The sequence below is a fragment of the Pseudoalteromonas sp. APC 3250 genome, from assembly GCF_030407915.1.
Lineage (GTDB): Bacteria > Pseudomonadota > Gammaproteobacteria > Enterobacterales > Alteromonadaceae > Pseudoalteromonas > Pseudoalteromonas tetraodonis.
On the sequence record NZ_JASDCM010000001.1, the window covers coordinates 278059 to 291983 of the forward strand.

The window sequence follows — 13925 nt, forward strand, 5'->3', positions numbered from 1 at the left end:
CTTTTAGTGATAAAAGGAGCTACTTAAATTAAGCCGTTTGCTTAGGCTTGATACGCAGTATCTTAATACCTAAGTAAGCATAAATAACGGCTAAGAAAGGATTTATAAGGTTGAAAAATGCATAAAGTGCATAATCAAACGGATTGATTAATAGGACACTTTGCATATACGCACCACAGGTATTCCATGGTATGAGCGGGCTGGTAATTGTGCCACCATCTTCTAGTGTGCGTGACAAATTAACTGGCTTTAACCCGCGCTTTTTATATTCTTCTTTAAACATTCGCCCAGGTACAACAATAGCAATATACTGATCTGCTGCGATAATATTGGTACCAATACAGGTAGCAATAGTTGAAGCAATTAATGAACCGGTACTTTTTGCGATTTTAAGAATACTTTTAACAAATATATCAAGTAGACCGGTTTTTTCCATAATCGCACCAAACATAAGTGCCGTCATGATCAACCATGTGGTTGTTAGCATGCCTGACATACCACCGCCACTGAGTAACGAGTCCATTTTTGCATCACCGGTACTAATAGTAAAACCGTCAAAAAAGGTGGTCCAAACCAGTTTAAAGTAACCAACAAATTCACCTTGGGTCATATCTATTTGGCTAGCAATTAAATCAGATTGAAATAACAATGCCCATACAGCGCCAATGACAGCGCCTATAGAAATAGCCGGAAACGCTGGCATTTTTCTTATTGCTAAAACTAGTAACACAATTAAAGGCACCAACATTTCTAAACCAATATTAAAGTTTTGTTGAAGAATTGATGTTATTTCATCAATTTGACCCGACTCGCCTGCCGCGGTGGCATTGAAGCCCATAAATACAAAGATGATTAATGCAATCACAAAGCTTGGAACAGTTGTCCATAACATATGGTGAATGTGTTCAAATAAATCAGCACCAGCAACAGCCGGTGCTAAATTGGTTGTTTCTGACAATGGGCTAAGCTTGTCGCCAAAGTAAGCGCCTGATATAACTGCACCGGCGGTGACTGTCGGCTCTAAGCCAAGTCCAGAAGCAACGCCAAGTAGTGCGACACCTATAGTCGCTGCTGTGGTCCACGAACTACCAATACTCATTGCTACAATGCCACAAATTAAACAACTCGCGGCGTAAAACCAGCTAGGGTTGATTATTTGCAAGCCGTAATAAATTAAGGTCGGAACCGTTCCTGATAATAACCAAGTTCCGATAAGTGCCCCCACCATGAGTAGAATTAAAATAGCGCTAAGAGATAAGGTAATTCCCTCAATCATTGCATCTTCTAATTTTTTCCATGTGTAGCCATTTTTTAAACCAATTAGTGCTGCAGCGAAAGTTGCAAACAGTAATGCAATTTGATTGGGACCTGACGATGAGTCATCACCAAATAAGTACACAGCGGCACCTAATAAACAAATTAATACAGCAATTGGAATGAGTGCATCAAAAAACGAGGCACTTTTTAGTGGTTTTTCTTCAATGGGCTTCAAAATATAGACTCCTACACACATTCGATGCATGTTGATTATTTTTATTAGCACGTACGCGCATTTATTGAGCACTATTGATCTAGCTCAACTTTTGGTAATCCGCGATTATAACAATTTAGCAAATTATCGATAGTAAAAAAGGCGCCTAGGCGCCTTTTTTTTACAAAGTGAAGCTGAATTTAGCGCTTAGCTACGCGACCATATTTGATATAATCTTGCGTAATAAGAGCAGCTTCTTCAAGAAATGGGTCAAGCTCTTCAATTACCTCAGGCACATCATCCAAGTTTTCTACAGGTTGTTTGCCTAAACGCTTTAAACGCTCGTTAGTGCGTGCTAGTGCTCGCGCTTCATTTTCTTCTTTTTCTTTAATGCGCTTTTTCTCGACTAAAGAAATTGTTTTACGATCTTTTTCTTCGTTGTAACGAGCGATATCCTCAAACACATAATTAAATTCAGGTTCAGTTTTAATTCGCTCATTGTGCTGTTTTTCAAGCACATTTATAACAGGATTTAAACGCCCTATTTGCTTATACTTCGCTTGTACTATGCTATCCCATGGTAGTGCATTATCTTGCTTACTTTCCCCCCACTCAGCAGGGTCAATAGCCGATGGGAACGTAATATCTGGGATCACCCCTTTATGCTGTGTACTACCACCATTAATGCGGTAAAACTTTGCAATTGTATATTGCACACTACCTAGCGGGTTATCGTATAAATCATAAGCACGTGCGAGGCCTTTATGCTGCTGCACAGTGCCTTTACCAAAGGTTTGTTCACCTATGATAACTGCGCGGCCATAGTCTTGCATTGCCGCTGCAAATATTTCAGATGCAGACGCGCTGTATCTATCAACAAGCACTGTCAGTGGGCCATCGTAATAAGTAATGCCATCACGATCTTTTTGCTCTTCAATGCGATTATTTAATGTATGAATTTGTACCACTGGGCCTTGATCAAAAAACAAGCCTGACAGCTGCGTCGCTTCATATAGCGAACCACCGCCATTTTGACGTAGGTCTATAATAATACCGTCAACTTTTTGCTCTTTTAATTTAGCAAGTTCTACTTTTACATCTTTAGAAAGGTTGTTGTAAAAGCCAGGGATTTCGATTACCCCTATTTTACTAGTCAGATCTGAATAGCTGGCTTCAAATACTTCTGATTTTGCTGCTCGGTCTTCCAGACGAATTTTATCACGGGTTATCTCAACTACCTTTGGCGTACCGTGAGCATCTGCACCCTTTAAATATTGTAAACGTACTTTCGTGCCTTTAGGACCTTTTATAAGATCAACCACGTCATCTAAACGCCAACCAATAACATCAACAAACTCTTCGCCCTCTTGAGCCACACCAATAATGCGATCATCGGCTTTAATTTGCTCAGATTTGTCTGCAGGGCCTCCTGGAACTAGACTACGAATAACCGTGTAGTCTTCATCAGGCGTTAATACTGCGCCAATCCCCTCAAGCTCTAAGTCCATGTCCATTTTAAATTGTTCAGCACGACGAGGTGACAAGTATGAAGTATGCGCTTCAATACTGCGTGCTAGCGAGTTCATTACAATTTGAAATGCGTCTTCAGATTTTGACTGAACAAGGCGTTTTTCTGCGTTTTTATAGCGCTTAGTCAACACCTCTTTAATGCCTGGCCAATCTTTGCCAGTCATTTTTAAACGCAGTGCATCATATTTTACCCGTTCGCGCCAAATTTCATCAAGCTCAGCTTGGGTAGTTGCCCACGGTGCATCTTCGCGGTCATAAAAATATTCATCTTCTTCGTCAAACGTCATTTCGTTTTCAAGTAGCGACAGTGAAAATTCATAACGTTCAAAACGGCGTTTAAGGCTTAAGTTGAAAATATCAAACGTAAACCCTAACTGACCGCTAAGAAGCGCGTTATCAAAACGGTTACGATATTGCTCCAATGAGTCTACATCGCTTTTTAAAAACACGCTTTTATTAAAATCAAGGGATTCGATGTAACGATCAAATACTTTACTCGAAAGCTCATCGTTAAATCGAACGGGTGTGTAATGTGAACGAGTAAATAGATTAGCCACTCGTTTGCTGGCTGTACCGTGCTGACTTTCTTGTTTTAACAAGGGTAAGTCTTCTAATGTTACCGGCTCTACTGCAGCAAATAACGAACCTGAAAACAGCGCAGCAACTAACGGAATGAGCGTAAACTTTTTACTCATACACAACTCCTTAATTTTTTTCGCAACTTAAATAATGTATAAGCTGTCGGCTTTGGTTTTTACTTGCATACCTGTCACTAGTTCAACGTGAACATCGTCTTTGTTTACTTCAGTGATTACTGCATTAACAAGTGCTTGGCCAAGTTTAACTTTAACCTTGTTATTAACCTTGACCTCGCCTGCAGGTAAAGGTTCAACTTTTCCTGAACGCTTAGGCGCAGCGGCTTTGGCAGGTTTTGCTGCAGCTGATGGATTTTTAGCTGAATGCGCTGGCTTCTTCTTAAAAGGTTTTGCATCTGAGTCTTGACGTGGGCGTTGCTGCTTTTTGCGCTTTGCCATTTTAGCACGGCTTTCTTCCAACGCTTTTTGTGCGTGGTCGATATGCTCTTGCTCAACTTTCTCGCCTTGATTTCCGTCAAGATCAATACGGAACTCAGATTTAGTAACCGCTTCAAGATAGCGCCAGTTAGATGTGTATTTTCTAAGTGCTTGGCGTACTTGTGTTTTACTAACTTTTTCAGACCCTTCAATACGCTCAGCGATATCTTTAAAGATACCTACTTTAAGCGGCTGAATGCCTTCTTTTTGTTTAAAACATTGTGGAAATTCTTGGTATAAGAACTCCAATACTTCATTAATATCTTTTAGCTTGTTTGTGGTTTCCATTTTAGAACCTATTTAATCACATCTTTTCATCAAGGGCAGAATCAACATAGTGGATGCTCCAATCGACTAACTCTTCAAAGTCAGTTTCAATCACAGCCATATCACCACGTAAATGTTCCCAAATACCATTTATAATTTCATCAATTGAATCACAGTCTAAATCATCAGGTAGACGATCCCAGGCCATGTGAATCAAATCATTGAGCGTTTCCGCTACATGTTCTTCTTCACCTTCCCAATCACCTACATCTTGAACGGCGAATAGGTAATCTTGAACATTTAGCAAATCTTTCATTACAGGCTAGCCTCTAAGCATTTTACAAGTGCTTCAAGCCCTGCTTGGTCATCAGTATCAAATCGGCCAATACTTGGGCTATCTATATCAAGTACCGCAAATACACGGCCGTTTTTCATGATAGGTACAACTATCTCAGAATTTGACGCCGCATCACAGGCTATATGACCGTCAAACGCATGCACATCTGAAATTAACTGGGTTTGCTCGGTTGCCGCAGCAGTGCCACATACCCCTTTCCCTACCGGAATACGAATACAAGCTGGATTGCCTTGAAATGGACCAAGTACCAATTCAGTTGGTGAATCCATAAAATAAAAGCCCGCCCAATTTACATCTTCTAAAGAGGTAAATAACAGCGCGCTAATATTTGCCATATTGGCAATTATGTTTGATTCACCGCCTATCAGCGATTCAGTTTGCTTAACTAATGACTGGTAAAAATCGTGCTTTTGCATACCAAACTACTTCTTATTAAACATACAGTAGCTAAAGGTACTCTTTGTCACTAAAAATTGAAACCTTTTGCGGGTAAAAAAAAGGAAATTACATGGTTTTACGACACACTTGATTAAATATTCTGCAATTAGCTTTGTACCGATTTACGCAGGCCAAATAAAAACAGTCCTGCAGCAAATCCCGACATCACACTATTGATTAAAAATATCTCGCCAGTAGTCGCACTAAGCAGATAGCTAAAAATAGCGCCCCCCAGTAAGCCAAGAGTTAATACCCCAGAATAATTCACCTTAGAATACTTAAACATAAGTAAGTAGCCTGGCACCACAAACGCAGCCATCGTTAACCCTACTATGTGGGCATTAGCAACGGCCGTCATCAATAGCCCTAAAAAGATAGACACCGCGTCACCACGCATAGTCAATGCGTAATATATTCCTAGCATACTGCCGATAATAACAGGAGATAATAATGAAAGTGCGACGCTTTTAGCTAGTTGATGTTTCATAGTAAGAACCTTAAATACACAAGCATAAATCTTATTTCTTAGCATGCCCTAAGAGCTGTAGCTTATAAATAGAGACTATGGTCGTATTTTTTAACTAAATATACTTGGTTTTGAGGTTAGGTATAGCGAATATGAGACACAAAAAAGCCCGCTAATAAGCGGGCTTTAATATAATGGTGGAGAGATAGGGATTTGAACCCTAGAGGGGCTATAAACCCCTGCCGGTTTTCAAGACCGGTGCATTCGACCACTCTGCCATCTCTCCGAAAGTGCATAAACTACAAGTAAGTGCGTACTCATAGTTATTTTAATAAGGTGGTGGAGAGATAGGGATTTGAACCCTAGAGGGGCTATAAACCCCTGCCGGTTTTCAAGACCGGTGCATTCGACCACTCTGCCATCTCTCCGCACGGCCTGAATAATAGGGAAACCCATGGGCTTTGTGAAGCTTTTTTTTCAATTATTTGTTCAAGTGATTAAAAAACAACTAATTTGTTTAAACATAAAGCAAAAAGGGCGATTCCTATACGCCGAGTGAACTTTTATTTAAATTTAGTTGTCTATTGATCTACAAAGGTTTGCCCAAACATATAAGAGTTGGTAATCTAATTTTAGTTAAATTACAGGAACTACTTAGTTTCACTTACAGGAGCTCTACAATGGCATTTAATCAATCGTACAATACTGCAAAGCCGGTAATGTCGACCATTGAAACAAACAAAGTGCTTAAAAACACTTATTTTCTACTTGCAATGACACTTGCATTTAGTGCCGTCACCGCCGGCATTTCAATGGCACTGCAATTACCTTATTTCATGGGACTAGTGTTCACTCTGGTTTCGTTTGGCCTTCTTTTTGTTGTAAACAAAAAAGCCGACACAGCATCTGGTGTATTTTGGGTGTTTGCGTTTACAGGATTAATGGGAGCTGGTTTAGGCCCACTCCTTAATCACTATGCACAATTACCTAATGGCCCTATGCTAATTATGCAAGCGCTAGGTTCTACGGCGTTAATCTTCTTTGGTTTATCTGCTTATGCACTTAACACTAAAAAAGATTTCTCGTTTATGGGTGGTTTTTTAACTGTGGGCTTAATTGTGGTTATCGTGGCAAGTATTGTAAATATTTTCCTAGGTAGCTCTTTAATGTTTATGGTACTAAACGCAGCTGTGGTATTAATCATGTCTGGCCTAATTTTGTTCGATACGAGCAGAATCATTAATGGCGGCGAAACGAATTATATCCGCGCAACGGTTTCTTTATACCTGAGCGTTTATAACTTATTTACGTCTTTACTTGCGTTACTTGGCGCAAATAATGACTAATTAAATAGTTCTGTTAAAATAGCCTCTTTATTGGGGCTTTTTTATTGGAATAGTTTTGGCACGCTTTGTACTTTCTTTACATACTCCACCATCGGATCACGATACCACACAGCGTATTGTTAAATTTGCTCACGCTTGTTTAGCACAAGGGCATAGTATTGATGCAATATTTTTATACCAAGATGGTATCTATCATGCTTCTACTCATTTTGAGCTTGCCTCTGATGAGCTCAATTTATCCTCACTTTGGCAGCAGCTAGCCGACAAAAATATTAATTTAATGCTGTGCGTTACGGCAGCTGAAAAGCGTGGCTTAGATATGCAAAATACTGGTGTATTCGCTGTCGCAGGCCTCGCTGAATTTGCTATGTTAGCCAGTGAAGCAGATAAATGGATACAATTTAAATGATTAATGTACTCGTTATCAGTCAATCAAGTCCATTTGATGACATGCATATTCGCGATGCACTCGATATGACGCTTATTTTTGCCGCAGTTGATCAAAATATAAGTTGGTTGTTTAGCGGTCCTGCGGTGCTAGCTCTAAAAAAAAATCAAAGCCCGAATAGTTTGGGGCTTAAAGATTTTTTTAAAAATATTAAAACCCTAGAAATATATGATGTTGACAATATCTACGTGTGTGAGAAGTCACTTATTGACTACGGTTTAAGTAAAAATGAGCTACTTATTGAAGTAAAAACCGTTAACTTTAATGCCCAAAAACAGTTAATTCAAAATCAGCAGCACGTGGTAACGCTATGAGCACTTTACATATATTTTCAAAACCGCTGAATTACTACAGTGCAAACAGTCTCGATAATCTGATTATGCTAACAGACTCGGTTTTATTAGTGGGTGATGCCTGTTTTGCTAAAGGGCAATACAGACAATTTGCCGATTCGCTTTATATTTTAAAGGACGATGCAGCGGCGCGTGGTATCTCTTTAAATTTGAATGATAAAGCGATTAGCTATGATGAGTTCGTTACCCTAAGTTTATCATCTAAACAATCAATTACTTGGTGATTTATGCTGGAATTTAATAATCAAACAATAGACACTGATAAGCAAGGTTACCTGCTAGATCATACTGATTGGTCTAAAGAATTGGCCGATGTTATTGCACAACATGAAAGCATTATATTAACCGAACAGCATTGGGAAGTTGTTAACTTTGTGCGCGCATTTTATCTTGAATACAACACCAGTCCAGCCATTAGAATGTTAGTCAAAGCGATGGCTAAAGCGCTCGGTGAGGATAAAGGTAATAGCATGTACTTGTATAAACTTTTTCCAAAGGGACCGGCCAAACAAGCGACTAAAATTGCGGGCTTACCTAAACCTGCACGGTGTATTTAATGAAACAAAAAGCTAAAAACACGTCATCTTCAACAAGTAAACGCAATACAGGTCGTACATATTCGCGCAGTGCTGTAAAAAAGAGCCCGATAAAAAGAGCAATTAAGCCACAGATAGCCCAAAGCGATAAAAAAGTTATTTTATTTAACAAACCTTATGATGTCCTTTGCCAATTTACAGACGAGCAAAATAGACAAACACTGGCTAATTTTATTCCTATTAAAGATGTTTATGCTGCGGGTCGCTTAGACAGAGACAGTGAAGGCTTGTTATTATTGACCAATTGCGGGAAATTACAAAATACCTTAACCGCTCCTGGTAAAAAAACCAACAAAACGTACTGGGTACAAGTTGAGGGGGTGCCTACAGAAGCATCTATTGATGCGCTCAGTCAAGGGGTCGAACTCAAAGATGGATTAACCTTACCTGCACAGGTAAAGTTAATCGATGAACCAGCGCTTTGGCCACGCACTCCCCCAGTGAGAGAACGTAAATCAATTCCAACATCTTGGTTGAGTATCACTATAAACGAGGGGAAGAACCGTCAAGTTCGACGAATGACCGCTCATATTGGCCACCCAACGTTACGGTTAATTCGCTATAGTATTGGTAAATACACACTCGATGGAATTGAAACAGGTCAATATAAAATCAGTGGGCCACCAACCAACAGTTAATACTTTACGTTAGCCTTTGCTTATCTGGTATTAAAAGCAAAGGTTAAACATACTGTGTTATTCATGCCTTCCTAAGGCAATACAATTTCTGCCCTGCCTTTTTGCATAATACAGCGCACTATCCGTTGCTTTAAAGAAATCGACATGGTTAGTTTTTTCGCCATGTTTTACCGTATGAACTCCCATACTCACAGAGAGAAAGCCAGTAAAACTATCTTCATGAGCTATCGCTAAATCTTCAATAGATTTTTGTATTTGTTCTGCAATAAAGAGTGCACCTTGATTATCTGTTTGTGGGAGTAAAACAACAAACTCTTCTCCGCCATAGCGCGCTACAAAGTCCTCAGGACGACTGACTGTTTCTGCTAGCTTTTGCGCTACGCTATGTAAACACTTATCCCCTGCAATATGACCATACCTATCATTAAATTTTTTGAAATTATCTATATCAATAATGATCATAGAAAGTTGAGTATTTACTTTTATCAGTTTTTTAAATTCAGCATGTAATTTTTCGTCAAAACGGCGTCTGTTGGCAATTTTAGTCAATGAGTCTAAAAAGGCCATATCGCTGAGTATCTCTTGGGTTTTCAAACGCTCCGTCGCATCGTTAAATACAGCAATAAATTCACTTTCTACACTAATACCTGACACTTGCATTATCACTTTCGAACCATCTTTACATACAATTTGATAGTCATTAGCAGGAATATCGTCATTATTTTTATTTGCCTGCGCTAAAGACTCACCCCACATCGTTTGAGCAGACTCTCTATAACTAGGCTCAGGATACGCGACCTTCCACCACTGTTTTAAATTAGGGATATCATCAATTGTATAGCCAAATACATCTACAAAGCGTTGATTAAGCTTTAAAATATCGCCGGTTACCATACAAACATTACACACGGGCAAAGGCAAAATAGTAAATAATTTTGCATAATGGCTCAGCTCATGTTTTCGCATTGGATGTTCAGTTGCACTACTAACAAAACGCTGCTGTTCAACGTGTTTCATTTCAAGAGAAGCATTCATAGTGGCAACAAAATGCCATTCTAACCACCACTTTTCTAGCTGCTTTAAAATGACTTGTTGAAAGGGATTAATAAAGTCTAAAGAATGTTCAATGAGTCTAAATAGCGCTGAAATAGGGTTGGGTTCTTCAAAGCGGTAAGGACGAGGAACCCTAATGGTTTGATAAAACAGTTGGTAAGCTGATTCTTTAACGTTATGTGGTAATTGTTCTGCTACTAAGCAATCATCGCGTTGTACCTTTGTTGATAACTCAACAACGTAAGATTTTACCTTTTGTGCTTGAGAAGCATAATTCATATATTCATTCCATTGACTATATTATAAATACTTATTTGAGTGTTTATTCAATTTAAACTCATCTAAAGGTATTGCATAATCATTTGGTTGTAAAGGTTTGTTAATGAACAATAATAAATATATTCTTTGATATTCTATAAATAGTACTAACACCTTAAATAAACAACATTTACTCATCATTTATAACTTAAATGAGTGTTTATAATTTAATGGCCTGACACCTAGGACCTGTTGTTCTTTGCAAATTAAAATGTGTTCAAACAAAGGGGCTATAATAGCACCGCAAAATGTGTAATCTAATCGGCTAAGTAAAAATCGACTAACAAAGAGTAAATCATCCCTAACCAACATAAAAAAAAGCAACAAAATCTATTCAATAGCCCTTCCTCTCTTTAAGCACTTACAAAATACATGCTATAATCGCGGCCTTTCCAAGTTAACAGTAATCTGTATAAGCGAAATTATTCATGAGCGAAAATAGCCACATTAAAGTCATCGTTGGTATGTCCGGCGGTGTTGATTCTTCTGTATCTGCATATTTATTAAAACAACAAGGCTACCAAGTAGAAGGCTTGTTTATGAAGAACTGGGAAGAAGATGACAATGATGAATATTGCGCTGCCGCTGAAGATTTAAAAGATGCCCAAGCTGTCTGTGACAAATTAGGTATTGAACTTCATACCGTTAACTTTGCAGCGGAATACTGGGACAACGTATTCGAATACTTTTTAGCAGAGTACAAAGCTGGTCGCACACCTAACCCAGACATCATGTGTAACAAAGAAATTAAATTTAAAGCCTTTTTAGAATTTGCGGCTCAAGCACTTGGTGCTGACTTTATAGCAACGGGCCACTACGTGCGTCGTGAGCTCAGAGATGATAAATATGTTATGTGCCGTGGCCTAGATGATAATAAAGATCAAAGCTACTTTTTGTACACATTGAGTCATGAACATATCGCGCAAACGCTGTTCCCTGTCGGAGATATTGCCAAGCCAGAAGTGCGCCGTATTGCTGAAGAGCAAGATTTAATTACCCATGATAAAAAAGACAGTACTGGTATTTGTTTTATTGGTGAGCGTAAATTTAAAGATTTCTTACAAAAATTCTTACCTGCTCAACCTGGTGTTATTGAAGACACAGATGGTAACAACGTTGGTGAACATGAAGGTTTAATGTACCACACCTTAGGTCAGCGCAAAGGCTTGTTAATTGGTGGTATGAAAGAAGGCTCAGGCGAACCTTGGTATGTTGTAGACAAAGATGTTGAACGCAATGTATTGATTGTGGGCCAAGGTAAAAATCACCCTCGCCTTTACAGTAATGGCCTAAATGCCAACCAATTACACTGGGTAGATCGTGTCGGCCCTCAAGGTACTACTCGTTGCACCGTAAAAACACGCTACCGTCAAGAAGACCTAAGCTGTACCTTGTTAGTTGGTGAAGATGGTATGGCACGCGTATTATTTGATGAGCCACAAAAAGCGGTAACCCCAGGACAATCTGCTGTATTTTACGCTAATGAAGTGTGTTTAGGTGGTGGTATTATTGACTCGGTGATCAAATAATGAATCAACATCAAGTCATGGCGCTTGCTGCCATGTGCCAAGTGGCTAAGCAAGTTCAGAAGGTTGCCCAATATGGCCGCGCTGATGAACAAGATTTATCGATTTTATTATCAAGTATTGTACAAACCTCGCCAGCTTCCCCAGAAGATGTTTATCAAGGTGAGCATAACTTACGTGACGGCTATAAAACATTGATGGCACAACTGAGTGCCGGTGCTCAAAAAGATGTAGAAATAGTCAAATATGTAGGTGGTTTAATGCAGTTAGAGCGTGCCCTTAGTGCTAACAGTAAAAGCCTCAATGAATTAGGTAAACGTATTGATGATATTCATCGTCGTTTAGATCATTTTGCTATTACCGATGACAGTGTTGTTGCCGGTTTAGCAGATATATACTCGTCGGTGCTAAGCCCCCTTGGGCACCGAATTCAGGTTTATGGTAAACCCGAGTTATTAAAACAGCAGCTCACGCAAAATAAAATCCGCGCATTACTTTTAGCCGGAATTCGCAGTGCAGTATTATGGCGACAAATGGGCGGCAAACGTCGTCATTTCTTTTTTGCGAAAAGAAAAATTCTCGCCATAGCTAAAACAAAAATTTAATTATCGTTCAAACTAAAATTTAGGAGTTATTATGGAGCTTTCAGCGTTAACGGCTATCTCTCCGGTTGATGGTCGCTACGGCAGCAAAACCACTGAACTACGCAGTATTTTTAGCGAATTTGGATTAATCAAATACCGCGTAACCGTTGAAGTGCGTTGGTTGCAAGCGTTAGCTGCAGCAAGCGAGATTAAAGAAGTCCCCGCTTTTAGCGACGAAGCAAATGCGCTGTTGAATGCAATTGTAGATAACTTCTGTGAAGCTGATGCTCAGCGGGTTAAAGACATCGAACGCACGACAAACCATGATGTTAAAGCCGTAGAGTATTTACTAAAAGAAAAAGTAGCTGATAATGCTGAGCTACACGCAATTAACGAATTTATTCACTTTGCCTGTACTTCTGAAGATATTAATAACCTATCTCATGGTTTAATGTTAACTGAAGCGCGTAACCACGTCGTTTTACCTTATTGTGATGAGTTATTAAGCGCCATTAAAGAAAAAGCAATTGAGTACAAAGCCATTCCAATGATGACTCGTACACATGGACAGCCTGCAACGCCTTCGACTATGGGTAAAGAGTTTGCAAATGTTTACATGCGTTTAAAGCGTCAACGTGACCAAATTGCACAAGTAGAAATGCTAGGTAAAGTAAACGGTGCTGTGGGTAACTACAATGCACATCTAAGTGCGTACCCTGACTACGATTGGCATACCCACGCCGATAAGTTTGTAACTAGCCTAGGTTTAACACTCAACCCGTTTACCACGCAAATTGAACCGCATGATTACATAGCCGAGCTTTTTGATGCAATTGCACGCTTTAATACCATTTTGCTCGATTTTGATCGCGACATGTGGGGCTACATTGCACTTAATCACTTTAAGCAAAAAACCATTGCCGGTGAAATTGGCTCATCAACTATGCCACACAAAGTGAACCCGATTGATTTTGAAAACTCAGAAGGTAATTTAGGCTTAGCCAATGCTATCTTTGGTCATTTAGCACAAAAACTACCTGTGTCTCGCTGGCAACGTGATTTAACTGACTCAACCGTATTACGTAACTTAGGTGTAGGTATGGGTTATGCGGTAATTGCATACCAATCAACCCTTAAAGGTGTAAGCAAACTTGAAGTAAACGAGCAACGTTTGGCAGATGAGCTTGACCAAAACTGGGAGCTGCTTGCTGAACCAATTCAAACCGTTATGCGTAAATACGGTATTGAAAAACCATATGAAAAGCTAAAAGATTTAACCCGTGGTAAACGTGTAAATCAAGAAATTATGGCTGATTTCATCGATGGTTTAGACCTACCAGAAGCTGCAAAAATTGAAATGAAAAAACTAACGCCGGCTAACTACATTGGTCGCGCTGTTGAGTTTATTGATGATTTAGTTTAATCACTCAAATCTACTAATAAAAAGCGAAAGGTACCTG

Annotated in this window: 16 protein-coding genes and 2 tRNA genes; 9 read left to right on the forward strand and 9 right to left on the reverse strand. The window is 39.3% G+C overall.

Annotated elements, in window-relative coordinates; genetic code table 11:
- Positions 1 to 28 precede the first annotated feature (28 nt).
- The 8 genes from nhaC to QL986_RS01275 all read right to left on the reverse strand — a co-directional run bounded on the left by nhaC (position 29) and on the right by QL986_RS01275 (position 6031).
- Entirely contained in the window at positions 29 to 1492 is a 1464-nt protein-coding gene (gene nhaC, locus QL986_RS01240) for a Na+/H+ antiporter NhaC (RefSeq protein WP_290191014.1), read from the reverse strand.
- A 179-nt stretch (positions 1493 to 1671) separates the two neighbouring features.
- Positions 1672 to 3696 carry a carboxy terminal-processing peptidase gene (gene prc, locus QL986_RS01245; RefSeq protein ID WP_290191015.1) on the reverse strand — a complete coding sequence of 675 codons (2025 nt, stop codon included), beginning with the start codon at positions 3694 to 3696 and terminating at the stop codon, positions 1672 to 1674.
- 27 nt (positions 3697 to 3723) lie between these two features.
- Complete coding sequence (gene proQ, locus QL986_RS01250; protein WP_290191016.1) at positions 3724 to 4362, reverse strand: RNA chaperone ProQ; 639 nt, start codon at positions 4360 to 4362, stop codon at positions 3724 to 3726.
- Between the two features lie 16 nt (positions 4363 to 4378).
- A complete protein-coding gene (locus QL986_RS01255; RefSeq protein ID WP_008112039.1) occupies positions 4379 to 4657 on the reverse strand; it encodes a hypothetical protein in 279 nt (92 codons plus the stop codon).
- Positions 4657 to 5115 (reverse strand): GAF domain-containing protein, encoded by a 459-nt coding sequence (locus QL986_RS01260; protein WP_008112037.1) that lies wholly within the window; start codon positions 5113 to 5115, stop codon positions 4657 to 4659. The genes QL986_RS01255 and QL986_RS01260 overlap by 1 nt, the downstream gene beginning before the upstream one ends.
- A 128-nt stretch (positions 5116 to 5243) precedes the next feature.
- Positions 5244 to 5624, reverse strand: coding sequence for a hypothetical protein (locus QL986_RS01265; RefSeq protein ID WP_290191017.1), 381 nt, complete (start codon positions 5622 to 5624; stop codon positions 5244 to 5246).
- 174 nt (positions 5625 to 5798) lie between these two features.
- A tRNA-Ser gene (locus tag QL986_RS01270) sits at positions 5799 to 5889 on the reverse strand.
- 51 nt (positions 5890 to 5940) lie between these two features.
- Positions 5941 to 6031: transfer RNA gene (locus tag QL986_RS01275), tRNA-Ser, on the reverse strand.
- A 252-nt stretch (positions 6032 to 6283) separates the two neighbouring features.
- Here QL986_RS01275 and QL986_RS01280 point away from each other — a divergent pair.
- The 6 genes from QL986_RS01280 to QL986_RS01305 are packed head-to-tail and all read left to right on the forward strand — an operon-like array spanning position 6284 to position 8984.
- Positions 6284 to 6949, forward strand: coding sequence for a Bax inhibitor-1/YccA family protein (locus QL986_RS01280; RefSeq protein WP_008112034.1), 666 nt, complete (start codon positions 6284 to 6286; stop codon positions 6947 to 6949).
- A 55-nt stretch (positions 6950 to 7004) separates the two neighbouring features.
- Positions 7005 to 7358 (forward strand): sulfurtransferase complex subunit TusD, encoded by a 354-nt coding sequence (gene tusD, locus QL986_RS01285; protein ID WP_008112031.1) that lies wholly within the window; start codon positions 7005 to 7007, stop codon positions 7356 to 7358.
- On the forward strand, positions 7355 to 7711 hold the full coding sequence (gene tusC, locus QL986_RS01290) for a sulfurtransferase complex subunit TusC (RefSeq protein WP_008112028.1): 357 nt from the start codon (positions 7355 to 7357) through the stop codon (positions 7709 to 7711). Before tusD ends, tusC begins: the two co-directional genes overlap by 4 nt.
- On the forward strand, positions 7708 to 7974 hold the full coding sequence (locus QL986_RS01295; RefSeq protein WP_028835169.1) for a DsrH/TusB family sulfur metabolism protein: 267 nt from the start codon (positions 7708 to 7710) through the stop codon (positions 7972 to 7974). Before tusC ends, QL986_RS01295 begins: the two co-directional genes overlap by 4 nt.
- Positions 7975 to 7977: 3 nt before the next feature.
- Positions 7978 to 8307, forward strand: a complete 330-nt coding sequence (locus QL986_RS01300; protein WP_008112024.1) for a TusE/DsrC/DsvC family sulfur relay protein — start codon at positions 7978 to 7980, stop codon at positions 8305 to 8307.
- Positions 8307 to 8984 (forward strand): rRNA large subunit pseudouridine synthase E, encoded by a 678-nt coding sequence (locus QL986_RS01305; protein ID WP_008112023.1) that lies wholly within the window; start codon positions 8307 to 8309, stop codon positions 8982 to 8984. The genes QL986_RS01300 and QL986_RS01305 overlap by 1 nt, the downstream gene beginning before the upstream one ends.
- A gap of 57 nt (positions 8985 to 9041) precedes the next feature.
- Here QL986_RS01305 and QL986_RS01310 read toward each other — a convergent pair whose 3' ends face one another.
- Positions 9042 to 10316 (reverse strand): diguanylate cyclase, encoded by a 1275-nt coding sequence (locus tag QL986_RS01310; protein ID WP_024603062.1) that lies wholly within the window; start codon positions 10314 to 10316, stop codon positions 9042 to 9044.
- Between the two features lie 467 nt (positions 10317 to 10783).
- On the opposite strand from QL986_RS01310, the gene mnmA reads away from it, so the two are divergent.
- From mnmA to purB, 3 genes are read left to right on the forward strand one after another with little or no spacing between them, the layout of a single operon-like run.
- Positions 10784 to 11884, forward strand: coding sequence for a tRNA 2-thiouridine(34) synthase MnmA (gene mnmA / locus QL986_RS01315; RefSeq protein ID WP_008113585.1), 1101 nt, complete (start codon positions 10784 to 10786; stop codon positions 11882 to 11884).
- On the forward strand, positions 11884 to 12486 hold the full coding sequence (hflD, locus tag QL986_RS01320) for a high frequency lysogenization protein HflD (RefSeq protein ID WP_008113587.1): 603 nt from the start codon (positions 11884 to 11886) through the stop codon (positions 12484 to 12486). Before mnmA ends, hflD begins: the two co-directional genes overlap by 1 nt.
- Positions 12487 to 12517: 31 nt before the next feature.
- On the forward strand, positions 12518 to 13888 hold the full coding sequence (purB, locus tag QL986_RS01325; protein ID WP_013465045.1) for an adenylosuccinate lyase: 1371 nt from the start codon (positions 12518 to 12520) through the stop codon (positions 13886 to 13888).
- Positions 13889 to 13925 lie beyond the last annotated feature (37 nt).